This window comes from Thauera sp. SWB20 (assembly GCF_000831325.1).
Classification (GTDB): domain Bacteria; phylum Pseudomonadota; class Gammaproteobacteria; order Burkholderiales; family Rhodocyclaceae; genus Thauera; species Thauera aminoaromatica.
This window is the reverse complement of the sequence record NZ_JTDM01000021.1, coordinates 948,258-974,502: the sequence shown is the minus strand read 5'-3', so window position 1 is coordinate 974,502 and position 26,245 is coordinate 948,258. Positions and strand designations below refer to the sequence as shown.

The 26,245-nt window shown below is 65.5% G+C and carries 13 protein-coding genes, 2 tRNA genes, 3 rRNA genes and 1 riboswitch; of the genes, 9 read left to right on the top strand and 9 right to left on the bottom strand.

What is annotated here, in order from left to right; genetic code table 11:
* Positions 1-46 precede the first annotated feature (46 nt).
* Entirely contained in the window at positions 47-1,375 is a 1,329-nt protein-coding gene (locus tag PO78_RS21705; RefSeq protein WP_004312596.1) for an SLC13 family permease, read from the top strand.
* 115 nt (positions 1,376-1,490) lie between these two features.
* Here the strand turns inward: PO78_RS21705 and PO78_RS21700 are convergent, their stop codons facing one another.
* Positions 1,491-4,097, bottom strand: a complete 2,607-nt coding sequence (locus tag PO78_RS21700; protein WP_004312594.1) for a glycosyltransferase family 2 protein — start codon at positions 4,095-4,097, stop codon at positions 1,491-1,493.
* A 304-nt stretch (positions 4,098-4,401) separates the two neighbouring features.
* Here PO78_RS21700 and PO78_RS22610 point away from each other — a divergent pair, with 304 nt between their 5' ends.
* The gene (locus PO78_RS22610) at positions 4,402-4,836 is read left to right on the top strand and encodes a hypothetical protein (RefSeq protein ID WP_138861269.1); all 435 of its coding nucleotides are present in this window, start codon (positions 4,402-4,404) and stop codon (positions 4,834-4,836) included.
* Here PO78_RS22610 and PO78_RS21695 read toward each other — a convergent pair.
* The 4 genes from PO78_RS21695 to gcvT all read right to left on the bottom strand — a co-directional run bounded on the left by PO78_RS21695 (position 4,729) and on the right by gcvT (position 10,996).
* The gene (locus PO78_RS21695) at positions 4,729-6,351 is read right to left on the bottom strand and encodes a glycoside hydrolase family 17 protein (protein ID WP_004312591.1); all 1,623 of its coding nucleotides are present in this window, start codon (positions 6,349-6,351) and stop codon (positions 4,729-4,731) included. The two genes, PO78_RS22610 and PO78_RS21695, sit on opposite strands and share 108 nt — an antisense overlap.
* Positions 6,352-6,499: 148 nt before the next feature.
* On the bottom strand, positions 6,500-9,394 hold the full coding sequence (gcvP, locus tag PO78_RS21690) for an aminomethyl-transferring glycine dehydrogenase (RefSeq protein WP_004312589.1): 2,895 nt from the start codon (positions 9,392-9,394) through the stop codon (positions 6,500-6,502).
* Positions 9,395-9,396: 2 nt separating this feature from the next.
* Complete coding sequence (gcvH, locus tag PO78_RS21685; protein WP_004312587.1) at positions 9,397-9,783, bottom strand: glycine cleavage system protein GcvH; 387 nt, start codon at positions 9,781-9,783, stop codon at positions 9,397-9,399.
* A gap of 121 nt (positions 9,784-9,904) precedes the next feature.
* The gene (gene gcvT, locus PO78_RS21680) at positions 9,905-10,996 is read right to left on the bottom strand and encodes a glycine cleavage system aminomethyltransferase GcvT (protein ID WP_004312585.1); all 1,092 of its coding nucleotides are present in this window, start codon (positions 10,994-10,996) and stop codon (positions 9,905-9,907) included.
* A gap of 206 nt (positions 10,997-11,202) precedes the next feature.
* Positions 11,203-11,289: riboswitch (glycine riboswitch) on the bottom strand.
* A 720-nt stretch (positions 11,290-12,009) separates the two neighbouring features.
* Here gcvT and PO78_RS21675 point away from each other — a divergent pair.
* The 5 genes from PO78_RS21675 (at position 12,010) to rrf (ending at position 17,201) form a co-directional block, all read left to right on the top strand.
* Positions 12,010-13,548, top strand: a 16S ribosomal RNA gene (locus tag PO78_RS21675).
* A 71-nt stretch (positions 13,549-13,619) separates the two neighbouring features.
* Positions 13,620-13,696: transfer RNA gene (locus PO78_RS21670), tRNA-Ile, on the top strand.
* A 22-nt stretch (positions 13,697-13,718) separates the two neighbouring features.
* A tRNA-Ala gene (locus PO78_RS21665) sits at positions 13,719-13,794 on the top strand.
* A 289-nt stretch (positions 13,795-14,083) separates the two neighbouring features.
* Positions 14,084-16,970, top strand: a 23S ribosomal RNA gene (locus tag PO78_RS21660).
* A 117-nt stretch (positions 16,971-17,087) separates the two neighbouring features.
* Positions 17,088-17,201: ribosomal RNA gene (rrf, locus tag PO78_RS21655) — 5S ribosomal RNA — on the top strand.
* Together the 16S, 23S and 5S rRNA genes with 2 tRNA genes alongside form the textbook arrangement of a ribosomal RNA operon.
* A 263-nt stretch (positions 17,202-17,464) precedes the next feature.
* Here the strand turns inward: rrf and tnpC are convergent.
* From tnpC to PO78_RS21635, 4 genes are all read right to left on the bottom strand, one after another.
* Positions 17,465-19,210: an IS66 family transposase gene (gene tnpC / locus PO78_RS21650; protein ID WP_012584783.1), complete on the bottom strand. Its 1,746-nt coding sequence runs from the start codon at positions 19,208-19,210 to the stop codon at positions 17,465-17,467.
* Between the two features lie 22 nt (positions 19,211-19,232).
* Positions 19,233-19,592 carry an IS66 family insertion sequence element accessory protein TnpB gene (gene tnpB, locus PO78_RS21645; RefSeq protein ID WP_012584784.1) on the bottom strand — a complete coding sequence of 120 codons (360 nt, stop codon included), beginning with the start codon at positions 19,590-19,592 and terminating at the stop codon, positions 19,233-19,235.
* A complete protein-coding gene (tnpA, locus tag PO78_RS21640; protein ID WP_012584785.1) occupies positions 19,592-19,909 on the bottom strand; it encodes an IS66 family insertion sequence element accessory protein TnpA in 318 nt (105 codons plus the stop codon). The genes tnpB and tnpA overlap by 1 nt, the downstream gene beginning before the upstream one ends.
* Positions 19,910-19,993: 84 nt before the next feature.
* Positions 19,994-20,701 carry a fumarylacetoacetate hydrolase family protein gene (locus tag PO78_RS21635; protein WP_004317838.1) on the bottom strand — a complete coding sequence of 236 codons (708 nt, stop codon included), beginning with the start codon at positions 20,699-20,701 and terminating at the stop codon, positions 19,994-19,996.
* Between the two features lie 163 nt (positions 20,702-20,864).
* Here PO78_RS21635 and purL point away from each other — a divergent pair, with 163 nt between their 5' ends.
* Both purL and PO78_RS21625 read left to right on the top strand, forming a co-directional pair.
* A complete protein-coding gene (purL, locus tag PO78_RS21630) occupies positions 20,865-24,800 on the top strand; it encodes a phosphoribosylformylglycinamidine synthase (RefSeq protein WP_043746801.1) in 3,936 nt (1,311 codons plus the stop codon).
* Positions 24,801-24,918: 118 nt separating this feature from the next.
* Entirely contained in the window at positions 24,919-26,244 is a 1,326-nt protein-coding gene (locus tag PO78_RS21625; RefSeq protein ID WP_012585864.1) for an HD-GYP domain-containing protein, read from the top strand.
* The last annotated feature ends 1 nt before the right edge of the window (position 26,245 follow it).

The window sequence follows — 26,245 nt, the reverse complement described above, 5'->3', positions numbered from 1 at the left end:
TGTGTGCTCGAGCCGATAGCGCCACTGCGCAGGGGTGGATCAATTGATGCGGAACCTCAATCTAGTCGTCGCGGGCGTACTCTTCCTCGGCCTGCTCTGGGGCTTGGAGGGTCTGCCGGACCGCGCCGGAGCCGGGCTTGCTCTGCTCGCCACGATCGCCTGGCTGTGGCTGACCGAAGCCCTGCACGTGAGCGTGACCGCGCTGCTGGTGCCCCTGCTCGCCGCCGCGAGCGGAGTGCTGGATTTTCCCGAGGCCTTGCTGCAGTTCGCCGACCCGGTAGTCTTCCTCTTCCTCGGCGGCTTCGCGCTCGCCGCCGGCCTGCAGCGCCAGGGGCTGGACCGCTGGATGGCGGGCCAGGTCCTGCGCCGCGCGGGGGCCAGCTTCGGGCGCGCGGTGCGCTGGCTGTTCTGGTTGACCGCCTTCCTGTCGATGTGGATCAGCAACACCGCGACCGCGGCGATGATGCTGCCGCTGGCGCTTGGCCTGCTCGCCCCGCTGCCGCTCGACGAACATCGCCGCACCTGGATGTACGTGCTGCTCGGCGTGGCCTTCTCCGCCAACATCGGCGGCATCGGCACCCTGGTCGGCAGCCCGCCCAACGCGATCGCCGCGGCAGCGGTGGGCATGGATTTCGCCGAATGGATGAGCTGGGGTCTGCCGCTGGTGCTGGTGATGATGCCGCTGATGGAGATCGGTCTGCGCCTGGTGCTGCGACCGCGGCTCGACGTGGCGGTGACGCCGCCACCGCCTCCCGGAGGATGGACTCCGGCGCAGCGCAAAATGCTCGCACTCTTCGGCTTCACCGTGCTGCTGTGGGTGTTCGGCGCGCCCCTCGGCGCCGCGCTCGGCTTTGCCCAGGGCTACGACGCCGCGGTGGCGCTGTTCGCGCTCGTGCTGCTGCACGGCTTGCGGCTGGCGGGCTGGCAGGACGTGGAGCGCAGCACCGAGTGGGGCGTGCTGTTGCTCTTCGGCGGCGGGCTCACGCTGAGCAAGGCGCTCGCGGCCAGCGGCGCGGCGGCCTGGCTCGCCACCCAGCTCGGTGGACCGCTCGCCGCACTGCCGGCCTGGGGCTGCATCGCGCTGATGGTGCTGTTCGCGTTGCTGCTCACCGAGGTCACCAGCAACACCGCGAGTGCAGCCCTGCTGATCCCGCTCTTCCTCGGTCTCGCCCCGCATGTCGAGCGCGCGCCGCTCGCCGTGCTGGTCGCGGTCGGCACCTCGTGTGCCTTCATGCTCCCCGTTGCCACTCCGCCCAACGCGATCGTCTTCGGCACCGGCCACGTGCCGCAGCGGGTGATGATCCTGGGCGGAACCGGGGTGACGGTGCTGGTCTATCCGGCGCTGGTGCTGGCGGCGTTGATTGCGGTGGCGTGAGGAGTGAGGCGTCTGGAGCGGAGAAGGCCGGACGGCGTCCGACCTTCCCGCCGCCCGGCGAGGATCGAGCGGCGGGAGGTTTCGACTTTGCACCCGACACCGGGCGCCCGACTCCTCACGCTGCCGCGGCCGTTTCCCCGGCCGCGGCCCCACGCTCCGGCATGTAGGCCGCCACCTGGCACAGGATCGCGGCCACGTAGGGGATGCACTGCAGGCACAGGATGCCGACCCACAGCTGGGTCTCGAGGTTGTTGGCGCCGCGCTGCGCGACCAGGGTGACGGCGCCCATCAGCAGCGCGACCAGCATGCCGATCTCCTCGCGGATGGGGTTGAAGAAGGCCAGCGCGCCACCGCCGCGCCAGCCCTTGGGCGTCACCACGAACACGCCTTTCTTTTTCACCAGGCCGGCGAACACGCCGCGCGCGATCGCGTGGGCGAGGCCCACCGACAGGATTGAGGCGCCGAGGATGTCCTTCCACGGGCAGTCCATCGTGCGCCGATAGAGGATGGGGCCGAGCGCTGCCTTGAAGATCATGAAGCCGAAGATCGGCAGCGCGAGCGACACCACCGGCAGGCCGAAGGCCTTGGGGAAGAGCAGGATGCCCAGGGTCCACAGCAGGCTGCCGAAGGCGAACACCAGCTGCAGCGCGTCGCCCAGCCAGGCGAACCAGCCGGTGAGGAAGTGGTAGCGCTGGGCGAGGTTGAGGGTGCTGCGCCCGATCATGTGGGGCAGGTGGGCCTTGAGGATCTGCATCGCGCCGAAGGCCCAGCGGAAGCGCTGGCTCTTGATCGCGGCGAAGCCCGAGGGGGTGAGGCCGCGGCCGAGGATATGGTCGATGTAACGCGTGTCGTAGCCCTTCTCGATCAGGCGCAGGCCGAGCTCGGTGTCCTCGCAGATGCACCACTCGGACCAGCCGCCGACCTCCTCGAGTGCGCGCCGGCGCACCATGGTCATGGTGCCGTGCTGGATCAGCGCGTTGCGCTCGTTGCGGTGGTGCATGCCGATGCGGAAGAAGCCGTCGAACTCCCAGTTGCACATGCGCTTGAAGGGCTGGCCCTCCCAGTCGCGGTGGGCCTGCGGGGCCTGCACGACGGCGACCTCGGGCTGGTCGAAGTGCGGCACCAGGCAGGCCAGCCAGTCGGGATCGACCACGTAGTCGGCGTCGACGACACCCACCACCTCGGCGCGCGGGTCGGTGACCTTGAGGCCGTAGTTGAGCGCGCCGGCCTTGAAGCCGGGCCAGTTGGCGAGGTGGAAGAAGCGGAAGCGCGGACCGAGCTCGGCGCAGCGGCGCTCGAGCGGCTTCCACAGGGCCTCGTCGCGGGTGTTGTTGTCGAGGATCAGGACCTCGAAGTTCTGGTAATTCATCTGCGCCAGGCTGTCGATGGTGGCGATCACCATCTCGGGCGGCTCGTTGTAGCAGGCCAGGTGGATGGACACGAAGGGCTGCTGCTCGGGCGGGTGCGGCGGCAGCGGGGTGAAGCGGCGCGCCCATTTCTTCTTGAAGAGCACCTCGCCGAACTCGAAGCCGTGCGACAGCAGCACCGCCGCGGTCATGCAGGTGGCACCGATCAGCAGCACCAGACCGATGAGGTCGCGCTGGGTGAGGTAGTACTCGACCGGCACGTTGATGCCGATGATCAGCGTCGAGATGCAGGCCTGGATCAGCGCGGCGAGGAAGAGGCGGCCGCCGATGCTCCAGCCGGGCAGGAAGAAGGCCGCCAGCATCATCGGGATGAAGGCGAGTGCGGCGGCGTTGCTGGCCTTGTGCGACCAGTGCGGGTCGCGTTCGACCACGCCCTCGAGCTGGTACTTGGGCTCGCGGTCGGCGTTGAACATGCCCCAGTAGGGCCCGGCCCAGCCTTCGACGTCCACCTTCCACGGCTGGTCGATCGCTTCCATCAGGAAGTAGTCGATGCGTGCGGTGCGCGGATGGGCGAGGAACTCGCGCACGAAGCGCGCCTGGTTGTCGAGCGAGGGGATGGCGGCGTCGATGGTCGGGCCGCGGCTCGGCCAGCCCACTTCGCCGACCACGATCTTCTTGCGCGGGTGTGCGCGCGCGACCTCGTCGTAGCGCTGGAAGGCGTACTCCACCGCCTTGTCCACCGGCAGGCCCTCGTGGTACGGCAGGAGGTGCACGGTGATGTAGTCGACGTGCTTGGCGAGTTCCGGATAGCGCAGCCAGACGTGCCAGGGCTCGGCGGTCGAGACCGGCTTGCGGATCGCCTTGCGCACCTCGTCGAGATAGACGATGAGCTCGTCGACCGTGACGTCGCCGCGCAGGATGGCCTCGTTGCCGACCATGACGCGCTCGATGTGGCGCATCTTGCGTGCCGCCTCGATCAGGGCTGCGACTTCGCGCGCGTTGGACTCGGGGCGGGCGTCGATCCAGGCGCCGGCCGTGACCAGCATGTCGCGCTCGCCGGCGAGATCGAGCAGCTCGGGCATGTCGTTGACGCCGTAGGTGCGCAGGCCGTCGGAGTAGCGTCCGAGCAGGTCGAGGTCGGAGGCGAGTTCGGCGCGCGTGGGGTAGGTCCCCTTGAGCGGGCTCTGGTCGCGCTGGAAGCCGTTGTAGGCGAAGCCCTTGATGCTCTGGTTGGTGCCGATGAACTCGGTGCTGCGGTTGAGCTGCTGCCAGATCCAGTATTGCGCGAAGGCGACCACCGCGGCGATGGCGATTGCGGTGAGGATGCGGATTGCGAAGGAGGCGGCGTTCTTCATCGTGGTTCCTGGGCGCCGTCCTGCAGGTACGGCGCGGATGTATTGCGAGGGCCTCGTGGGCCGCGTGTCGGGGTGACACCGGGCGGCTGCGGCGGGCAGGCCATGAAGGCGCTGCGCCGCCACGATCGCCGACCCGGCCGCACTGTGACAAAATGCGCGCGCCCGGCAGGGCGTCCGCCCTTCACACCGACGGCGCGCATTTTATTCGCCATTTCAGCCCCTTACGAGCCGCTCGGGGTGGCAATTTGCAACACTTTGCACGTCTTGTCGGCGTGTGCTGATTTTGAAGGGAAAGCGTATCCCAATGCCAACTAATTTGCTCAAATATGGCGTCGCCCGTCCGCTCCTTGCCGGACTCGCGCTCGCCGCACTCGCGCTCTGGTTGCGCCACGGCGTGCTCGAGGCCGGGGTGCTGCCGCGCGACTGCACGGCCGCCGATGCGCCCGCGCTGGCCTGCCTGTTCAAGCAGGCCTTCGTGCACAGCTTCCTCGACCAGCGCATCGGCTGGGTGAGCCTCGTCGCGGGCGTACTCGCCTTTGTGCGTGCCAGTCGCGGCCTAGCCTGGGCGGGCTGGCTGTGTGGAGTGGCCGGCCTGGTGCTGTACAGCTACGACCCGGCCGCGGTCGGCGCCCTACTCGCGCTGCTCGTGCTGGTGCGAGCGCACCAGCAGCACGGGCAGGGCCAGCGCGAGCCCGGTGAGCAGCCAGGCGACCGCCTGGGGGTTGGCCGGCTCGCTTGACCAGCGCGCGACCACGCCGATGAGGATGACCAGCGCGAGGGTGATCTCGCTGCGCGTGGTGTCGGCGCGCCACCAGCCGACGACACCGAGCACCACCGCCGGCACCAGGTAGAGCAGGGTGGGGAAGTCGCGGTAGCGCGGATCGACCCACAGCAGCAGCGCGGCCACCGCGGCTGCGAAGAGCAGCAGGCCGCGCAGCAGGCCGAGCGCGCCGGCCTTGGCGCGCAGGGGTTCGCCATGCCGCAGGATGCGCGCGGCGCGGCCGGTGGCGGGCACGGGCTCGCCATGCCAGCGCGCGAGCGTGAGCGGCAGCAGGGCGCCGAGCGCGGCGACACCGCCGAGCAGGCTCCACTCCAGCGCATCGCGGTAGGCCAGGTGGGCGTGTTCCCAGTGCAGCACCGTGATCATTCCGCCGAGTGTGCCTGCGGCGGCGATCGCGCTTGCGCGCAGGCAGCGCGTGCGTCGGCCGGTGGTCGCGAGCAGGAAGGCGAGCACGCCGCCGACCGCAGCGCCGCCGACCGGACCGGCCACGCCTTCGCGCTCGGCCACCGCACCGGCGAGCGGGAACTTGGGCTCCAGGCTGTCGGCGTCGAGCATGCCCCAGAAGCCGCCCACCGTGCCTTCGAGGCGGCGCTTCCAGGGCTGGTCGATGGCCTCGATGAGGTTGTAGTCCCAGCCTTCGGCATGCGCGCGATGGACGAACTCGCGGATGTAGCGCGCCTGGTTGACCCGGGAGGGCTTCGATTCCTCGCGCTGGCGGCCCGCGCTCGGCCAGCCGGTCTCGCCGATGAGGATCTTCTTGCCGGCGAAGTGCTCACCGACGTGGCGCCGCGTTTCGGCCACGTGCTGGAGCGCGAGCTCGATGTCGACCGGTTCGTCCTCCCAGAAGGGCAGGATGTGCACGGTGACGAAGTCGACCTCGTTGGCGAGACTGTCGTGGCGGGTCCAGAACTCCCACACGTCGGCGTAGGTGACCGGCACCTTCGCATGCGCCTTGGCGTGACGGATGAGTTCGCGCATCTCGTCCTCGGTGCGCTCGCGGCGCAGCAGGACCTCGTTGCCGACGATGAGCGCACGCACGACGTCGGCGTTGGCGTTGGCGAGCGCGATCGCGCGCTCGAGTTCGCGGGCGTTCTTCGTCTTCTCGTAGCCGATCCAGGCGCCGAGCAGCACTTTCAGACCGAGCGGACGGGCGAGCTCGGGGACGTGCTCGAGGCCCTGGTCGATCGAGTACAGGCGCACGCAGTCGGTGATCTTCGCCAGCGCGGCGAGGTCGGCCGCGATCTGCTCGCGCTCGATGCGGGTGTCTTCGAGGAGCGGGGTCTGCCCCGGGCGATGATAGGGGGCGTAGGACACGCAGCGCAGCTTCTCGCCCTCGGCGAGGTGCAGGTCGTGCATGCGCACCGGGCGCGTCTGCAGCCACAGCATGGCGGCGAGCAGCAGGAGCATGGTGGTGCTGGCGATGAGCAGGGCGAGCCAGAGCTGGCTGCGGTTGGTGCGCGGAGCGAAGATCACCGTGTCCGGTTCCTTCCAGGTTCGGGGGGGTAGGTGGTGGGGAGGGCTGGCGGCAAAAAAAGAGCCACACCCGCGGGCGTGGCTCTTGCTGCCGAGGCTGGCGGATTCTACCAGCGCTCGGGGCGTGGTTCGCCGCTGCGGGCGGCGCTCACTCGGCGTAGTCGCTCATCGGCACGCAGGCGCAGAACAGGTTGCGGTCGCCATAGACGTCGTCGATGCGATTGACGCTGGGCCAGAACTTGTTCTCGGCCACCCAGGGCAACGGGAACACCGCCTGCTCGCGCGAGTAGGGCCGCTTCCAGTCGCCGAGGAAGTCGGCCTGGGTGTGCGGCGCGTGCTTGAGCGGGTTGTCCTCGGCCGGCCAGTTGCCGGCTTCGATCTGGCGGATCTCGTCGCGGATCGCGATCATCGCGGCGACGAAGCGCTCGAGCTCGCCGAGGTCTTCCGACTCGGTCGGCTCGACCATGATCGTGCCTGCCACCGGGAACGACATGGTCGGCGCGTGGAAGCCGTAGTCCATCAGGCGCTTGGCGATGTCGACCTCGGAGATGCCGGTGGTCGCCTTGATCGGACGGATGTCGAGGATGCACTCGTGCGCGACCCGGCCCTTGCTGCCGGTGTAGAGCACCGGGTAGTGATCCTTCAGGCGTGCGGCCAGGTAGTTGGCGTTGAGGATCGCCACCTCGGTCGCCTGCTTGAGGCCTTCGCCGCCCATCATCGTGATGTACATCCACGAGATCGGCAGGATGCTCGCTGAGCCGAAGGGCGCGGCCGAGACTGCGCCCTGGCCCAGGTTGGGCCGGCCGGCGCCGCCGGTGGGCTGGATCACGTGGTCGGCCATGAAGGGCGCGAGGTGCGCCGCCAGGCCGATCGGCCCCATGCCCGGACCGCCGCCGCCGTGCGGGATGCAGAAGGTCTTGTGCAGGTTCATGTGCGACACGTCGGCGCCGATCGTCGCCGGCGAGGTCAGGCCAACCTGCGCGTTGAGGTTGGCGCCGTCCATGTACACCTGACCTCCGTACTGGTGGACGATGGTGCAGATCTCGCGGATCGACTCCTCGAACACGCCGTGGGTGGACGGGTAGGTGATCATCAGTGCGGCCAGGTCGGCGGCGTGCTTCTCCGCCTTGGCCTTGAGGTCGGCGACGTCGACGTTGCCGTTGTCGTCGCACTCGACCACCACCACCTGCATGCCGCACATCTGAGCGGTCGCCGGGTTGGTGCCGTGGGCGGACTTCGGGATCAGGCAGATCTTGCGGTTGGCCTCGCCGCGGCTGGCGTGGTAGCGCGCGATCGCCACCAGGCCGGCGTACTCGCCCTGCGCACCCGAGTTCGGCTGCATGCTGATCGCCGGGAAGCCGGTGACCGCGCGCAGGTAGTCGGCCAGGCCCTCGATCATCTCGAGGTAGCCGGCGGCCTGCTCGCGCGGCGCGAACGGGTGCAGGTTGGCGAACTCCGGCCAGGTGATCGGGATCATCTCGCTGGTGGCGTTCAGCTTCATCGTGCACGAGCCGAGCGAGATCATCGAGTGGTCGAGCGCGAGGTCGCGGTTCTGCAGCTTCTTGAGGTAGCGCAGCATCTCGTGCTCGGTGTGGTGCGTGTTGAACACCGGGTGCGCGAGCACGGCGTCGCTGCGCAGCAGTTCCGCCGGCAGGGCGCCGCCTGCGGCCGCGACGCGGGCGTCGATCGCGCTGACGTCGGTGGAGGCGCCGAAGCAGCCGAGGATCGTGGCGATGTCCTCGCGGGTGGTGGTCTCATCCACCGACAGACCGAGCGTGGTGCCGGAGACGCTGCGCAGGTTGAAGCCGGCTTCCTCGGCCGCGCGCAGGATGGTGGGCGCGCGCGCGCCGACCTCGACCTCGACGGTGTCGAAGAAGGCACGGTCGTGCAGGCCGAAGCCCGCCTCGCGCAGGCCGGCGGCGAGCACCGCGGCGAGGCGGTGGATGCGCGCGGCGATGGTGCGCAGGCCCTGCGGGCCGTGATAGACGGCGTAGAAGCCGGAGAGGTTGGCCAGCAGCACCTGCGAGGTGCAGATGTTGGAGTTCGCCTTTTCGCGGCGGATGTGCTGCTCACGGGTCTGCAGCGTCATGCGCAGCGCGGTCTTGCCACGCGCGTCCTTGGAGACGCCGATGATACGGCCGGGCATTGAGCGCACGTAGCTTTCGCGGGTCGCGAAGAAGGCGGCATGCGGGCCGCCGAAGCCCATCGGCACGCCGAAGCGCTGCGCCGAACCGAGCGCGATGTCGGCGCCCATGGCGCCGGGGCTCTTGAGCAGCACCAGGGCCATCAGATCGCTGGCGACCGCGACCACGGCGCCCTTGGCCTTGAGTTCTGCGATCGGGGCCGTGAGGTCGACGACCTCGCCGCGTGCGTTCGGGTACTGCAGCAGCGCGCCGAAGCAGTCGTGGCTGCCAGCCTCGGCAGCCTTGCCGTAGACCAGCTCGTAGCCGAAGTAGTGCGCACGGGTGCGCACCACGTCGATGGTCTGCGCGAAGCAGGCCTCGTCGATGAAGAACACGTTCGACTTCGACTTCGATACGCGCCGGGCCATCGTCATCGCCTCGGCGGCGGCGGTGGCCTCGTCGAGCAGCGAGGCGTTGGCGAGCTCCAGGCCGGTGAGGTCGATCACCATCTGCTGGTAGTTCAGCAGGGCTTCGAGGCGGCCTTGGGAGATCTCGGCCTGGTAGGGCGTGTAGGCGGTGTACCAGCCCGGGTTCTCGAGCACGTTGCGCAGCACGACCGCGGGGACGTGGGTGCCGTAGTAGCCCTGACCGATCAGGGACTTCTTCACCACGTTGCGGCCGGCGATGGCCTTCAGGCGGGCAAGCGCCTCGTGCTCGGGCATCGCGCCGGCGAGCGGCAGCGGCGACGCGAGGCGGATGCCGGCAGGCACGGTCTGCGCGATCAGGGCGTCGACGTCGGCGACGCCGATGCTCGCGCACATGCGCCCGATCTCGCCCGCATCGGGGCCGAGGTGGCGGTGGACGAAGGCGTCGCGCTGCTCGAGGCGGGCGAGCGGGGCGGAGAGCAGGGTGTCGGTCATGGTCAGGCCTGGGCGATTTCCGCTTCGTAGGCTGCGGCGTCCATCAGCGCGGCGACGTCGGCGGCGTTGGCCGGCGCGAGCTTGAACAGCCAGGCGGAGTACGCGTCGGCGTTGACGCTCTCGGGGGCGTCGATCGCGTCCTGATTGTTGGCGATCACTTCACCTGCCACGGGGGCGTAGATGTCGGAGGCAGCCTTGACCGATTCGATCACCGCGCAGGCTTCGCCGGCGGACAGCGCGCGGCCGGCTTCCGGCAGTTCGAGGAAGACGATGTCGCCGAGGGCCTCCTGGGCGTGGTCGGTGACGCCGATGGTCAGGGTGCCGTCGTCCTCGACGCGGATCCATTCGTGGGACTTGGTGTACTTGAGGGTGCTGGGGACGTTGCTCATGGTGCTCTCCGGTCGGGAAGATGGGGTGTGCGGGTGAAGAAATGCAGTGTCACGTCCGGCTCGTCGGTGATGTGCGGCTGCGACATGAAGGGCGGCTCGATGGCCGCCCTCGGACATCGGGTCAGACGAGGGCCTTGCCGTTACGTACGAAGGGCAGCTTGACGGTGCGTGCCTTCAGGCGCTTGCCGCGAATGTCCACCTCGACGGCCTCGCCCGGCTGCGTCGCGAGCGGGACGCGTGCGAAGGCGATCGACTTTTCCAGCGTGGGCGAGAAGCTTCCGCTGGTGGTCTCGCCTTCGCCGCCGGAGGTGAAGACCTTCATGTGCGAGCGCAGCACGCCCTTGTCCTCGAGGATGAGGCCAAGCAGGCGCTGGCTGGCAGGGTTGGCCTGCAGCGCGGCGCGACCGAGGAAGTCGCGCGCCTCGTCCTTCATGTCCACCGTCCACGACAGGCCGGCGTTCAGGGGGGAAACGTGGTCGTCCATGTCCTGGCCGTAGAGGTTCATGCCGGCTTCCAGGCGTAGGGTGTCGCGCGCGCCCAGGCCGCAGGGACGCACACCGGCGGCGGCGAGCGCATTCCACATCGCCTCGGCGCGGCTCGCGGGGACGGCGATCTCCAGTCCGTCCTCGCCGGTGTAGCCGGTACGTGCGATCAGCAGGTCGCCCACGCGAGCGCCAAAGAAGGGGGCGGGCACGCCGTTGGCGGTGGAGAGCTCCGGCAGGGCCAAGGTGGCGCGCTCGATCGCGCGCGGACCCTGGACGGCGATCATCGCTAGGTCGCGGCGCGCCTGCAGGGTCACGTTGGCCCCGGTCGCGGCGATGCGCTGGCGCATCCAGGCGACGTCCTTGTCGGCGGTGCCGGCGTTTACGACGATGCGGTAGTCGGCATCGCTGAAGCGGTAGACGATCAGGTCGTCGATCACGCCGCCGCGCTCGTTGAGCATGCAGGAGTAGAGCGCCTTGCCGTTATCCTTGAGCTTGGCGACGTCGTTGGCGAGCAGACCGCGCAGCCAGGTGGTTGCGTCGGGGCCGGCGAGGTCGAGGGCGAGCATGTGCGAGACGTCGAACATGCCGGCGTCGCGGCGCACGGCGTGATGCTCCTCGATCTGCGAACCGTAGTTCACCGGCATGTCCCAGCCGGCGAAGTCGACCATGCGTGCGCCGGCGGCGACGTGGGCGGCGTGGAGGGGGGTCTGTTTGGCAGCGATAGTCATCGCGAAGGCGCTCTGTCAGGGTGAACGAGAAAGGGGCGGGTACGGTTTGTCACCGAGCACGCCCCATCTGTCCTTTTACCTGAGAGATTTTCCCGTGATCGCGTGGCATCTGCAGACATATATGTATGCGATGTTACGGCTGACGACGGTGTGCCCCTTCGGTGGATACGCCGGCGCCTTGCGCCCGTACCGCTCTCCAGACTTTTGCTGCGCACGCGGTCCTTTTGCCTGAGCGGTTCCGGGGGTTGCGCCTTCGGCGACTCCATCGAGGAGTTCTCTCCCGCGTGTCGCGCGGACGATATCACTTGCCCCACGGTGCCGCAACCGCGACAGATGCGTCCGCGCGCGCCATCGTCGCGAAGCTTAGAGCGCCTGGCATCGACCTCCGGGGGCTGCAAAGCAACTCTCGCGATGCAGGTACGACGCAAGTGGCGCATCGGAGCGCAATTGCCATTGGAGCGCGGTGCCGATCCGATCGGCCGTTCGCGGTTGTCGGATGCAAGGGGGGGGCGGGGATTTCTTTGGTTGGCGTCGTGCGAGGGCGACGCAGGTCGAGTGTGCTTGGCGTGGATGGCCTGTGGTTTTGCGCGGCGTGGTGCTTGCGGCTGGTGTGCTGGTGCGGGTGTTCCTGGATTGGTCGGAGAGGTTTTTTGTTGTTTTTTTCTTGACGTCAGGATTTGGTTGTCTATAATGCGCACCTCTTCCAGCGCAGCGGTGCTTGAGTTCAGGCGCAGCGGGGCGGGAAGGGAGAGGCAGTCGGGTGTTGCGGGTCTTGTTGTTCCGTGTTTTTGGCGGGGCGGCGCAAAAAAGATTCGCGAGATGCTTGACAGGGTGATGTAGGTTCTACATAATCTCGCTTCTTCGCTGCGGCAGCGCAGCGATTCTTTAAAAACTTGGACAACCGATAAGTGTGGGTGCTTGGTTGTTGTGGTCGGCGACTTTGGTCGCACAGGTATCACAATGATTGGTGCTCATGCTGATGTAAGTCAGTATTTTGAGTGCTTTGCTGGATTGAACTTAAGAGTTTGATCCTGGCTCAGATTGAACGCTGGCGGCATGCTTTACACATGCAAGTCGAACGGCAGCGGGGGCTTCGGCCTGCCGGCGAGTGGCGAACGGGTGAGTAATGCATCGGAACGTGCCCATGTCGTGGGGGATAACGTAGCGAAAGCTACGCTAATACCGCATACGCCCTGAGGGGGAAAGCGGGGGATTCTTCGGAACCTCGCGCGATTGGAGCGGCCGATGTCGGATTAGCTAGTAGGTGAGGTAAAGGCTCACCTAGGCGACGATCCGTAGCGGGTCTGAGAGGATGATCCGCCACACTGGGACTGAGACACGGCCCAGACTCCTACGGGAGGCAGCAGTGGGGAATTTTGGACAATGGGCGCAAGCCTGATCCAGCCATGCCGCGTGAGTGAAGAAGGCCTTCGGGTTGTAAAGCTCTTTCGGCCGGGAAGAAATCGTGGTCTCTAACATAGGCCATGGATGACGGTACCGGACTAAGAAGCACCGGCTAACTACGTGCCAGCAGCCGCGGTAATACGTAGGGTGCGAGCGTTAATCGGAATTACTGGGCGTAAAGCGTGCGCAGGCGGTTTTGTAAGACAGATGTGAAATCCCCGGGCTTAACCTGGGAACTGCGTTTGTGACTGCAAGGCTAGAGTACGGCAGAGGGGGGTGGAATTCCTGGTGTAGCAGTGAAATGCGTAGAGATCAGGAGGAACACCGATGGCGAAGGCAGCCCCCTGGGCCTGTACTGACGCTCATGCACGAAAGCGTGGGGAGCAAACAGGATTAGATACCCTGGTAGTCCACGCCCTAAACGATGTCGACTAGTCGTTCGGAGCAGCAATGCACTGAGTGACGCAGCTAACGCGTGAAGTCGACCGCCTGGGGAGTACGGCCGCAAGGTTAAAACTCAAAGGAATTGACGGGGACCCGCACAAGCGGTGGATGATGTGGATTAATTCGATGCAACGCGAAAAACCTTACCTACCCTTGACATGTCTGGAACCTTGCTGAGAGGCGAGGGTGCCTTCGGGAGCCAGAACACAGGTGCTGCATGGCTGTCGTCAGCTCGTGTCGTGAGATGTTGGGTTAAGTCCCGCAACGAGCGCAACCCTTGTCACTAGTTGCCATCATTTGGTTGGGCACTCTAGTGAGACTGCCGGTGACAAACCGGAGGAAGGTGGGGATGACGTCAAGTCCTCATGGCCCTTATGGGTAGGGCTTCACACGTCATACAATGGTCGGTACAGAGGGTTGCCAAGCCGCGAGGTGGAGCCAATCCCTTAAAGCCGATCGTAGTCCGGATCGTAGTCTGCAACTCGACTACGTGAAGTCGGAATCGCTAGTAATCGCAGATCAGCATGCTGCGGTGAATACGTTCCCGGGTCTTGTACACACCGCCCGTCACACCATGGGAGTGGGTTTCACCAGAAGTAGGTAGCTTAACCTTCGGGAGGGCGCTTACCACGGTGAGATTCATGACTGGGGTGAAGTCGTAACAAGGTAGCCGTATCGGAAGGTGCGGCTGGATCACCTCCTTTCAAGAGATCAGGCCATGATGGCCAAGTATCCACAACTTATCGGTTGTTCAGGCGAGAAGAGCCTCGGATGAGGGTCTGTAGCTCAGCTGGTTAGAGCACCGTCTTGATAAGGCGGGGGTCGTTGGTTCGAACCCAACCAGACCCACCAATCAAGGGTTGCTCGAGACAGGGGGGCTGTAGCTCAGCTGGGAGAGCGGCGGCTTTGCAAGCCGTAGGTCGTCGGTTCGATCCCGACCAGCTCCACCAGGACTGTCCAAGCAACAGGTTCGAGAAGTAAGAGATGTCGATGGCGCTCGAAGATCGTGGCGTCGTCATCTCTTACTTCTTGGTCGGCAGCTTCGGCTGTCGCGCGTAGAGGTTTGCTCTTTAACAAAGTGGAAGAAGTGTAGTACGTACCGAGCCGGTGCGTACTGCAAGTTGTGTGATTGCATCGATCCAGGCTGAGCTTGTCAGCGCAGGCTGGATCGCACAAACGAGTTCGTTCCTGTACGCGGGCCTTCGGGATGGCAACATCGAAGAGGGTCCAAGGTTATAGGATCAAGCGACTAAGTGCATGTGGTGGATGCCTTGGCGATCACAGGCGATGAAGGACGTGTAAGCCTGCGAAAAGCGTGGGGGAGCTGGCAATAGAGCATTGATCCCACGATGTCCGAATGGGGAAACCCGGCCCGCAAGGGTCATCTCACACTGAATACATAGGTGTGTAGAGGCGAACCGAGCGAACTGAAACATCTAAGTAGCTCGAGGAAAAGAAATCAACCGAGATTCCGTAAGTAGTGGCGAGCGAACACGGAAGAGCCTGCACGACTAAACCATCAGCTTAGCAAAACGGTCTGGAAAGTCCGACGATACAGGGTGATAGTCCCGTATGCGAAAAGCCGGTGGCGGGTCTGAGCGTGCGACAAGTAGGGCGGGACACGAGAAATCCTGTCTGAAGATGGGGGGACCATCCTCCAAGGCTAAATACTCGTGATCGACCGATAGTGAACCAGTACCGTGAGGGAAAGGCGAAAAGAACCCCGGGAGGGGAGTGAAATAGATCCTGAAACCGCATGCATACAAACAGTGGGAGCCTCGAAAGGGGTGACTGCGTACCTTTTGTATAATGGGTCAGCGACTTACGTTCAGTTGCGAGCTTAACCGAATAGGGGAGGCGTAGCGAAAGCGAGTCTGATAAGGGCGTCAGAGTAGCTGGGCGTAGACCCGAAACCGGATGATCTATCCATGGCCAGGATGAAGGTGCCGTAACAGGTACTGGAGGTCCGAACCCACTAACGTTGAAAAGTTAGGGGATGAGCTGTGGATAGGGGTGAAAGGCTAAACAAATCCGGAAATAGCTGGTTCTCCCCGAAAACTATTTAGGTAGTGCGTCGTACGGACACTTGCGGGGGTAGAGCACTGTAATCGTTGGGGGGGTCATTGCGATCTACCCCGCGATAGCAAACTCCGAATACCGCAAAGTGATATACGGCAGACAGACATCGGGTGCTAACGTCCGGTGTCAAGAGGGAAACAACCCAGACCGCCAGCTAAGGTCCCAAATGCATGGCTAAGTGGCAAACGAGGTGGGAAGGCATAGACAGCTAGGAGGTTGGCTTAGAAGCAGCCATCCTTTAAAGAAAGCGTAATAGCTCACTAGTCGAGTCGTCCTGCGCGGAAGATGTAACGGGGCTCAAGCCATGAACCGAAGCTGCGGATGTGTCTTTGACACGTGGTAGGGGAGCGTTCCGTAAGCCTGCGAAGGTGTCTCGTAAGGGATGCTGGAGGTATCGGAAGTGCGAATGCTGACATGAGTAGCGATAAAGGGTGTGAAAAGCACCCTCGCCGTAAGCCCAAGGTTTCCTGCGCAACGTTCATCGGCGCAGGGTGAGTCGGCCCCTAAGGCGAGGCAGAAATGCGTAGTCGATGGGAAACAGGTCAATATTCCTGTACCGCTCTTAGATGCGATGGGGGGACGGAGAAGGTTAGCTCGGCCATCTGTTGGAATAGGTGGTTTAAGCGTGTAGTCGTGCCGCGTAGGCAAATCCGCGTGGCTTAGATGAGGCGTGATGACGAGGATCCTCGGATCCGAAGCGAGTGATACCCAGCTTCCAGGAAAAGCCTCTAAGCTTCAGTCTAAGAGTGACCGTACCGCAAACCGACACAGGTGGGCTGGTAGAGAATACCAAGGCGCTTGAGAGAACTCAGGAGAAGGAACTCGGCAAATTGATACCGTAACTTCGGGAGAAGGTATGCCCCTGGTACGTGAAGGCCCTCGCGGCCGGAGCGGAACGGGGTCGCAGAGAATCGGTGGCTGCGACTGTTTATTAAAAACACAGCACTCTGCAAACACGAAAGTGGACGTATAGGGTGTGACGCCTGCCCGGTGCCGGAAGGTTAAGTGATGGGGTGCAAGCTCTTGATCGAAGCCCCGGTAAACGGCGGCCGTAACTATAACGGTCCTAAGGTAGCGAAATTCCTTGTCGGGTAAGTTCCGACCTGCACGAATGGCGTAACGATGGCCACACTGTCTCCTCCTGAGACTCAGCGAAGTTGAAATGTTTGTGAAGATGCAATCTCCCCGCGGCTAGACGGAAAGACCCCATGAACCTTTACTGTAGCTTTGCATTGGACTTTGACGGGACTTGTGTAGGATAGGTGGGAGGCTTTGAAACCGGGACGCCAGTTCCGGTGGAGCCAACCTTGAAATACCACCCTGGTGTCGTCGAGGTTCTAACCCAGGCCTGTGAATCCAGGTCGGGGACCGTGCATGGTGGGCAGTTTGACTGGGGCGGTCTCCTCCCAAAAGGTAACGGAGGAGTACGAAGGTCACCTAGGTACGGTCGGACATCGTACTGATAGTGCAATGGCAAAAGGTGGCTTGACTGCGAGACCCACAAGTCGAGCAGGTGCGAAAGCAGGTCATAGTGATCCGGTGGTTCTGTATGGAAGGGCCATCGCTCAACGGATAAAAGGTACTCTGGGGATAACAGGCTGATTCCGCCCAAGAGTTCACATCGACGGCGGAGTTTGGCACCTCGATGTCGGCTCATCACATCCTGGGGCTGTAGCCGGTCCCAAGGGTATGGCTGTTCGCCATTTAAAGTGGTACGTGAGCTGGGTTTAAAACGTCGTGAGACAGTTTGGTCCCTATCTGCCGTGGGCGCTGGAAGTTTGAGAGGGCCTGCTCCTAGTACGAGAGGACCGGAGTGGACGCACCCCTGGTGTACCGGTTGTGACGCCAGTCGCATCGCCGGGTAGCTATGTGCGGAAGAGATAACCGCTGAAAGCATCTAAGCGGGAAACTCGCCTCAAGATGAGACTTCCCCGGGGCCTCGAGCCCCCTGAAGGGTCGTTGAAGACCACAACGTTGATAGGCCGGGTGTGTAAGCGTGGCAACACGTTCAGCTAACCGGTACTAATTGCCCGTGTGGCTTGATCCTATAACCTTCAAAACAAAACGAACTCAACCCCCTGGTTGCCAAAACAACGCAACCAGACAATCACACAACACTTCTTCCTAACTTTGGCCTGCAAACCACGCAGGCAACAAGTCAAAGTCTGACGACCATAGCTGTGTGGAACCACCCCTTCCCTTCCCGAACAGGACCGTGAAACGCACATGCGCCGATGATAGTGAGGTCCGCCCTCGTGAAAGTAGGTCATCGTCAGACTAACCACACCAACACAACGCCCCACGCACACATCCGTGCCTGGGGCGTCGTGCCGTCTACGCAGAACGCAACGGCAGCCCGCGACGCCAGCGCCGGGCGCCGACCCGGGCTGCGAACGAAGCCGGCCTGCAAACGTTACGGTGCAGGACCGCCGCAAGGCAAGAATGTGGCCGTGATGGCATGACGACTGCGCCGAGGTGACGGCGGACTTCCTCCGTGGCTTATTCGTAAGCGCTCCACGAACCCCATCCTTCCCGGGCTCTTTACGCCGTGATCAACTGCTCAGCCTTGAGATTCCAGGGCAGGAGGGCCTCGAAATGTTCGACGTTGGTCGCGGTGGGCAAGGCGCGCAGCACGTGGCGCAGCCACAGATACGGCTCGAAGCCGTTGGCCTTGGCGGTTTCGACCAGCGAGTAGAGGAGTGCGCTGGCACGCGCACCGGCCTGAGTGTCCGAGAAGAGCCATGCCTTTCTCCCGACCACGAAGGGACGGATGGCGTTTTCGGCGGGGTTGTTGTCGATCGGCAGATCGCCGCGCTCGAGGTAGCGCGTCAGACGCGGCCACTGCCGATGCAGGTAGCCCAGGGCACCCCCGAGCACCGAGGTGGGCGGCACGGTGGGGAGCACTTGGTCGAGCCAACGGCGCAGTTCGTCGATGACGGCGCGGCTTCTGCTCTGGCGTAGCGCCAGGCGCTGGGCGTCGTTCAGTTCGCGCGCGTCCTTCTCGATGGCGTAGAGCTTGCCGATCAGGGCCAGCGCTTCGTGGGCGCGGCCGCGCTTGCCGGCAGGCAGCACCTTGCTGGCATCGACGAAACGACGTCGCGCGTGCACCCAGCAACCGAGCCGGGTCACCCCTTCGGTGAAGGCAATTGCGCCGTAGCTCTCGAGCCCGTCGGCCATCAGATGCCCCTTCCAGCCTTCGAGCAGGCGTAAGGGCACCGCCTGCGCGCGGCTCGGATCGTACTCGAAGAGGACCACCGGCTTGCCCGGCGGTCCGCCGCGCTGCACCCACATCTGGCTCTTGCTCGTGGCTGCCCGGCCAGGCTCCTTGAGCACCTGCACCGGGGTTTCGTCCATGTGGATGACGTCGTGCCCGAGCAGCACGTCGCGCATCAGGTTGGCGAGCGGCTGCAGCGCCTGGGCGGTACCGATCACCCAGCGCGCCAGGGTCTGGCGCGGCACAAGCACGCCTGCGCGAGCGAGCACGTACTCGAAACGCGCCAGCGGCAGCCCATCGACGTACTTGATGACGATCAGCAAGGCCAGCAGGTCGTTGCTGGCGTTGCTCTTGGGCAGCACCTGCGCCGGGGCGCGGGCGGTGACCGGCGCCTGGTCGCCCTCGGGGCAGCCGTAGCGCTTGCGGATATGGCGCAGCACACGCACCTGCATCGGGACGATGTCGAGCTGTTCGCTGACGTCCTGGCCGATCTCGACCATGGGCGTGCCGCAGGCGCAGGTGCGCTCGGCCTCGGGGACGTCATGGACGACGTCGATGCGCGGCAGCTCGATGGGCAAGGGCTTGCGCTTACCACGCGCCTTCTTCTTGCCGGTGTCGGCGGACGCCTCACCCGTCGTCTCGGTGGCCGGCGGCGGCAAGGTTGCGGTGTCGAGCGCCTCGGGTGCGGACTCGGCCAGCGCCTCGGCCTCGTCGAAGAGCCAGGCCTGGCCCGCGTGCGATTCGCTGCTGGGCCCGAACATGCGCCGACGCGCCAGGCGAAGCTGCTCGTAGAGCTCGAGGATGCGTGCCTCGAAGGCCTTTTGCAGTTCAGCCTCCCGCGCATCGAAGGCTCTTTGGCGTTCAGCCTCCCGCGCATCGAAGACTTTCTGGAGTGCGGCCTCACGGGCCTCGAAGGCTGCCTGCCGTTCGGCTTCACGCGTCTCGAAGGCACGCTGCTGTGCCAGCAACAAGGCTTTGAGCGTTGCTGGATCGTCGGGCAACAGCTCGGCCAGGACGGATGCGCACACGCCAACGGAAGGGTTCGAGCGAGGGGCGGCGGTACGTTGCGGCATGCCGGAATTATACCCGATCACGCTACGTAACTGATTGGTATTGCAGCGTTTTATGCGGCCTTGCCGCCCACAGATCGAAGCCCTCAAGCAGCCATTCGAGCTCCTTCATCGTCAGTACGCAGGTGGGCTCGCCCGCCTCGGCCGCCGGCCAGGCGAAGCGCTCGGCTTCGAGCCGCTTGTACCAGAGGCAAAAGCCGTTGCGGTGCCAGTACAGCGCCTTGAGCTTGTCGCGGCGACGGTTGATGAACAGGTACAGTGCGTCGCCGAACGGGTTCAGCCCCAGCTCCTGCTCGACCAGTGCCGACAGTCCGCCGATGGATTTGCGAAAGTCGATCGCCGGCCGGTACAGATACACCGCACCGATCGAATGCCCCGGGTGCATCAGCGCCCCCGCTCGGCAAGGGCCACCGACAGCGCGGCCAGCCAGTCGACGCCGGGCAGCATCGCGCATTCGAGCCGCAACTGCGCGTCGATCACCACCGTGCAGCCCGCGCGGGGCGTCATCGAGGGTTCGATCTGGATCGGGACGAATCCGCCAAGCTTGGCGCGGCTACGACGGCCACCGGCCACCAGGCGCTTGCGCCACTGGTAGAGCGCCTGCGGCGACAGCCCCTCGCGCTCGGCGTACGCCTTCGTGGTGATGCCCTCGGCTTCGATTGCCGACAGGTGCGACAACCAGAACGTACTGCGCTCCGACATGCTCGTGCTCCCCGAAAAACGGAAGCCGAAGCATGAGGGCTCAACGGGGGCTACGTAAGGATGGGGTTCGTGGAGCGCTTACGCTTATTCGGCCTGGCCGATCTCGAACTCTATTTTGCCCGCCCCTTGCACCGAGCCTTCCAGGCGATCTCCCGGTCGGACGGGGCCGACGCCTTCCGGTGTGCCGGTGTAGATCAGATCGCCAGGCTGCAGGTGGTAGTAGGACGACAGATCGGCGATGATCTCCGGGATGCTCCAGATCATGTCGGATAGATCGGCACGCTGGCGGACTTCACCATTGACCCTTAGCACGATCTCCCCGTTGCGCAGGACCTGGCCGGCGGCGGGCTGGATTTCGCCGCACACGGCCCCACTCTCCACGTTCTTGGCGAGATCCCAGGGATTGCCCCTGGCCTTGGCCGTGGCCTGCAGGTCGCGCCGGGTCATGTCGAGGCCGCAGGCATAGCCGTAGATCATGCGCCGGGCGGAGGATTCGCTGACGCGGAAACCGGGCTCGCCGATCGCAACCACGAGTTCCATCTCGTGATGGTAGTCGCGGGTTTCGGGTGGGTAAGGCGCCGTACCGCCCGAGAGGGCGAGGTTGGCGGAGGACTTGGTGAAGTACACCGGGCGCATGCTGGCCTTGTCGACCGAGCTGCCCATCTCGATCGCGTGGGCCTGGTAGTTGCGGCCGACGAAGAACAGGCGATTGACCGGGAAGCGGGCGCCGGTACCGCGGACGGGCAGGGACACGGGCGCCGGGGGCGTCCACAGGTAGTTGATTTCGGGCATTTCGGGCCTCTTGACCATCGAGCCGCGGAGTCTACAACGACCGGGGCGGCCGAAGGGGCTCGGTTATAATGCGGGCCTGCCCGCGGACACCCCATCGGGGGTCACGGTGGCCCGTTCTGGCGCCTGTTCCGCACTGCCCGTATCCGACCCGGTTCTCGAGAACATGACTTCGATCCTCAAGCTGCGTGGCGCCCCGGCGCTGTCCTCCTCCCGTCTGGAACGTCTTTCCCGCGCCGTCGGCGAGGTGTTGCCCAAGCTGGCCGGACTGGCCGCGGAGCACTGGTACTTCGTCGAGGTCTCGGCTGCGCTGGACGAGGCGGAGCGTGCGCGTCTGTTGGATCTGCTCGACGCCGGGCCGGCAAGCACGGCAGCCCCCACCGGCACGCTGCGCCTGGTGGTGCCGCGCCTGGGCACGATCTCGCCGTGGTCGTCCAAGGCCACCGACATCGCGCACCAGTGCGGTTTCGATAAGATCGTGCGCATCGAGCGCGGCATCGCCTATTCGATCGACGCGCGCGGGGTGGACGGCAACACCGCGCTGGCGGCGTTGCTGCACGACCGCATGACCGAGTCGGTGCTCGACAGCATGCAGGCGGCCGAGGCGCTCTTCCACCACTACCAGCCGCAGCCGCTCACGACCGTGGACATCCTCGCCGGTGGTCGCGCCGCGCTCGAGCGTGCCAACGGCGAGCTCGGCCTCGCGCTGTCCGAAGACGAGATCGACTACCTGGTGGAGAACTTCAGCCGCATGGGGCGCAACCCCACCGACGTCGAGCTGATGATGTTCGCCCAGGCCAACTCCGAGCACTGCCGGCACAAGATCTTCAACGCCGACTGGGTGATCGACGCGCGGCCGATGGAGAAGTCGCTGTTCGGCATGATCAAGGACACGCACAAGGCCCACCCCGAGGGCACGGTGGTGGCCTACTCGGACAACGCCTCGGTGATCGAGGGCGCGCGCATCGCCCGCCTGTACCCGGACTCGGACGGCGCGTTCCGCTACCACGACGAGGACACCCACATCCTCGCGAAGGTCGAGACCCACAACCACCCGACCGCGATCTCGCCCTTCCCGGGCGCGGCCACCGGCGCCGGCGGCGAGATCCGCGACGAGGGTGCGACCGGCCGCGGCTCTCGTCCCAAGGCCGGCCTGGCCGGCTTCACGGTTTCCAACCTCAACATCCCCGACTTTGGCCAGCCCTGGGAGAAGCCCTACGGCAAGCCCGAGCGCATTGCCTCCGCGCTCGACATCATGATCGAGGGCCCGATCGGCGCCGCCGCCTTCAACAACGAGTTCGGCCGCCCCAACCTCGCCGGCTACTTCCGCACCTTCGAGCAGGCAGTGCAGGGTGAGGTGCGCGGCTACCACAAGCCGATCATGATCGCCGGCGGCTTGGGTAGCATCCAGGCTCGGCAGGCCGAGAAACCCACCTTCCCGCCGGGCACGCTGCTGATCCAGCTTGGCGGCCCGGGCATGCTCATCGGCCTGGGTGGCGGCGCGGCCTCGTCGATGGCGACCGGCACCAACACCGCCGACCTCGACTTCGCCTCGGTGCAGCGCGGCAACCCCGAGATCCAGCGCCGCTGCCAGGAGGTCATCGACGCGTGCTGGCAGCAGGGCGAGAACAATCCGATCATCGCCATCCACGACGTCGGTGCCGGCGGCCTGTCGAACGCGATGCCCGAGCTCGCCGATCACGCCGGCCTCGGCGCCCACTTCGAGCTGCGCGAGGTGCACATCGAAGAGCCGGGCATGAGTCCGCGCGAGATCTGGTCGAACGAATCGCAGGAGCGCTACGTGCTCGCGATCGCGCCCGAGAGCCTGCCGATGTTCCAGGCCTTCTGCGAGCGCGAGCGCTGCCCCTTCGCGGTGCTTGGCACCGCCACCGCCGATGGCCACCTCACCGTGTCCGATCGCCACTTCGGCAACAAGCCGGTGGACATGGACATGAAGGTGCTGCTCGGCAAGCCGCCGAAGATGACGCGCAACGTCTCGCGGCGCGCGGTGCATCTGCCGCCTTTCGACACCACCGGCTTCGATCTCCAGGAGGCTGGGATGCGCGTGCTGCGCGTGCCCGCGGTGGCCAGCAAGAGCTTCCTGATCACCATCGGCGATCGCTCGGTCGGCGGCCTCACCGCGCGCGACCAGTTCGTCGGGCCTTGGCAGGTGCCGGTGGCCGACGTCGCGGTCACCGCGATGAGCTTCCAGGGCTACCGCGGAGAAGCCTTCGCGATGGGCGAGCGCACGCCGCTGGCCTGCGTCGATGCGCCGGCATCGGGCCGCATGGCGATCGGTGAGGCAATCACCAACATCGCCGCCGCCGACATCGAGAAGCTCGGCGACGTCAAGCTCTCCGCCAACTGGATGGCTGCCGCCGGCCACCGCGGCGAGGACGCGCGTCTTTACGACACCGTAAAGGCCGTGTCCGAGTTCTGCGTCAGCGCCGGCCTGTCGATCCCGGTCGGCAAGGACTCGCTGTCGATGCGCACTGCCTGGCGCGATGGCGAAGAGGACAAGCAGGTCGTCGCTCCGCTGTCGCTGATCGCCACCGCCTTCGCCCCCGTGCAGGACATCCGCAGCACGCTCACCCCCCAGCTTCAGTTGGCCGATGGCGTCGAGACCGAGCTGTTGCTGATCGACCTCGGTAATGGCAAGAACCGACTCGGTGGCTCGGCCTTCGCCCAGGCTTACGAGTCAGTCGGCGAGCATGCGCCGGATGTCGATCCCGCCCAGCTCGCAGCGTTCTTCGAAACCGTGCAGCGACTGCGCCGCGACGGCCTGCTGCTGGCCTATCACGACCGTTCCGATGGCGGCCTCTTCGCCACCGTGTGCGAGATGGCCTTCGCCGCGAAGTGCGGCCTGTCGCTGATCCTCGATACCGTTTGCTACGACCCCTACATGATGGACGTCGATGGTCTGGAGAAGAAGCCGGACACGCTCAAGGGCCGTTTCGACGACCGCCTCTTCGCCGGTCTCTTCGCCGAGGAACTCGGCGCGGTGATCCAGATCCGCCGCGACGACCGCTCCCGCATCACCGAGGTGCTGCGCGCGGCCAGGCTCGCTTACCACTTCATCGGCGAGCCCAACGACAAGGATGAGATCCGCTTCCGCCGCAACGCCAAACTCGTGTTTGCCGCCAGCCGGGTCGAGCTGCTGCAGGCGTGGTCGGAGACCAGCTATCGCGTCGCCAAGCTGCGCGACGATCCCGAGTCGGTGCAGCAGGAATTCGACGCGCTCGCCGACGCCGGCAACCCCGGCCTGTCGGTGGCGCTGTCCTTCGACGTCAAGGAGGACGTGGCGGCGCCCTTCATCGCCAGCACTGCGCGTCCCAAGGTCGTCGTGCTGCGCGAGCAGGGTGTCAACTCCCAGTTCGAGATGGCGGCAGCCTTCGAGCGTGCCGGCTTCACCCCGGTCGACGTGCATATGTCGGACCTGCAGGCCGGTCGCATCGACCTGGCCGACTTCCATGGCCTCGCAGCTTGCGGCGGCTTCTCCTATGGCGACGTGCTCGGCGCCGGGCAGGGCTGGGCCAAGTCCATCCTGTTCAACCCCCGCCTGCGCGACGAGTTCGCGGCTTTCTTCGGGCGCAGCGACACCTTCGCCCTCGGGGTGTGCAACGGCTGTCAGATGATGGCCCACCTCGCGCCGATCATCCCCGGCGCCGAAGCCTGGCCCACCTTCCACCGCAACCGCAGTGAACAGTTCGAGGCCCGCTTCGTGATGGTGGAGGTCGCAGACAGCCCCTCCATCCTGCTCCAGGGCATGGCCGGCAGCCGCATGCCGATCGTGGTCAGCCATGGCGAGGGCAGGGCGGTGTTCCACAGCGAGGCCGACCGCGAGCGCGCCCTCCTGGCGCTGCGCTACGTGGACAACCACGGCAATCCGGCACAGACCTATCCGGCCAACCCCAACGGCTCGCCGGAGGGTGTGACGGGCTTCACCACTGCCGACGGGCGCTTCACGATCATGATGCCGCACCCCGAGCGCACCGCGCGGACCCTGCAGATGTCGTGGGCGCCGCAGTGGCTGGTCACGGACAGTCCCGACGCCTCGCCCTGGCTGCGCATGTTCCGCAATGCCCGCTTGTGGCTCGGCTGATTGCAGGGACCACGCGATCCGGGTAACGCGATGTGAGTTTCCGCTCAAGTCGCCGAAGCGTCAGCCGTTAAGAGGTTCCGGCTGGTCACGGTGGCGGACAGCATTGCGGGGGAATGGATTGAACCAGACGATTTCGACGCGCGAATTGAAGATCGGCATGTTCGTCGTCGCTATCGATCGTCCATGGACCGAGACACCATTCATGATGCAGGGCTTCCTGCTGGAGAATGTCGACCAGCTCCGGGCCCTGCAGCACTACTGCCGTTCGGTCACGATCGATCGCACACGCTCGATCGGCGACCAGTACAGCGCCAAGGTCTTCGACAAGGACGCGCCCCTGCGTGGCGCGGACGGGTTCGTGCGCAAGCACCCCGACGTCACCGAATCGCGTGTCGGGGCGCAGCGCTTCATCAAGGTCGCGCGCGGCTTCAAAGGCAAGATCCACACCCTCCGTCAGCCGCACGTCCCGCGCATCCGCATCGAGGACGGGCGCAGCCGGCTCGAGTCCGAGCTGCTCTACTCGGCACCGATCGTCGATGACGTGTTCCGGGCCTTGCGCGAGACCCAGCTCGCGATCGACAGCAATGTCGCCATCGACGTCCCCCAGATCAGCGGCCTGGTCGGCGAGATGGCCGCCGGCGTGCAGCGCAACCCCGACGCACTGCTCTGGCTCACCCGCCTCAAGCGCACCGACCAGTACGCCTACGACCACGCGGTGAACGTCTCCGTGCATGCGATGGTGTTCGCGCGCTTCTTGGGCCTGAGCGGCAAGCAGGTGCATCAGCTCGGCCTCGCCGGCCTGCTGCAGGATATCGGCAAGGTGCAGATCGACTACGGTCTGCTCAGCAAGCCCGGGCCGCTCGACGAGCGTGAGTTCGAGCACGTCAAGGCCCATGTCACCCACACGGTGCGCCTGCTGCAGGCGCACCGGGACTTCGACGCCGAGGTGCTGGCGACCATCGCTGCGCACCACGAGCGCTTCGACGGCACCGGCTACCCGCGCGGGCTCGAAGGCATGAGCATCCCGCTGCCGGCGGAGATGGCCGGCATCACCGACGCCTACTGCGCGATGACCCGCGACCGCGTCTATCGCGAGGCCGTCTCCAGCCAGCGCGCCATGGAGACGCTGAACCAGCTGCGCAACACGCAGTTCCGCGACACCTTGGTCGACCAGTTCCTGCAGTGCATCGGCCTCTATCCGATCGGCACCCTGGTCGAACTCAACAGCGGCGAGGTCGGCGTGGTGATCCAACAGAACCAGGTGCGCCGATTGCAGCCGCGTGTGCTCGTGCTGCTCGCCCCCGACAAGAGTGTGGAGCGCTTCCCGCGCACCCTCGACCTGCTGATGCAGCCCGACACCGCCGACGGCGAGCCCTATCGCATCTTGCAGGCGCTGCCGCCCAACGCCTTCGGCATCGATCCCAACGACTTCTTCCTCGCCTGAA

Excerpts from the sequence above, each read along its gene's own strand:
- PO78_RS21705 (WP_004312596.1), top strand. The coding sequence starts at position 47 with ATGCGGAACCTCAATCTAGTCGTCGCGGGCGTACTCTTCCTCGGCCTG.
- PO78_RS21700 (WP_004312594.1), bottom strand. The coding sequence starts at position 4,097 with ATGAAGAACGCCGCCTCCTTCGCAATCCGCATCCTCACCGCAATCGCC.
- PO78_RS22610 (WP_138861269.1), top strand. The coding sequence starts at position 4,402 with ATGCCAACTAATTTGCTCAAATATGGCGTCGCCCGTCCGCTCCTTGCC.
- gcvP (WP_004312589.1), bottom strand. The coding sequence starts at position 9,394 with ATGACCGACACCCTGCTCTCCGCCCCGCTCGCCCGCCTCGAGCAGCGC.
- gcvH (WP_004312587.1), bottom strand. The coding sequence starts at position 9,783 with ATGAGCAACGTCCCCAGCACCCTCAAGTACACCAAGTCCCACGAATGG.
- gcvT (WP_004312585.1), bottom strand. The coding sequence starts at position 10,996 with ATGACTATCGCTGCCAAACAGACCCCCCTCCACGCCGCCCACGTCGCC.
- tnpC (WP_012584783.1), bottom strand. The coding sequence starts at position 19,210 with ATGCCGCAACGTACCGCCGCCCCTCGCTCGAACCCTTCCGTTGGCGTG.
- tnpB (WP_012584784.1), bottom strand. The coding sequence starts at position 19,592 with ATGCACCCGGGGCATTCGATCGGTGCGGTGTATCTGTACCGGCCGGCG.
- tnpA (WP_012584785.1), bottom strand. The coding sequence starts at position 19,909 with ATGTCGGAGCGCAGTACGTTCTGGTTGTCGCACCTGTCGGCAATCGAA.
- PO78_RS21635 (WP_004317838.1), bottom strand. The coding sequence starts at position 20,701 with ATGCCCGAAATCAACTACCTGTGGACGCCCCCGGCGCCCGTGTCCCTG.
- purL (WP_043746801.1), top strand. The coding sequence starts at position 20,865 with ATGACTTCGATCCTCAAGCTGCGTGGCGCCCCGGCGCTGTCCTCCTCC.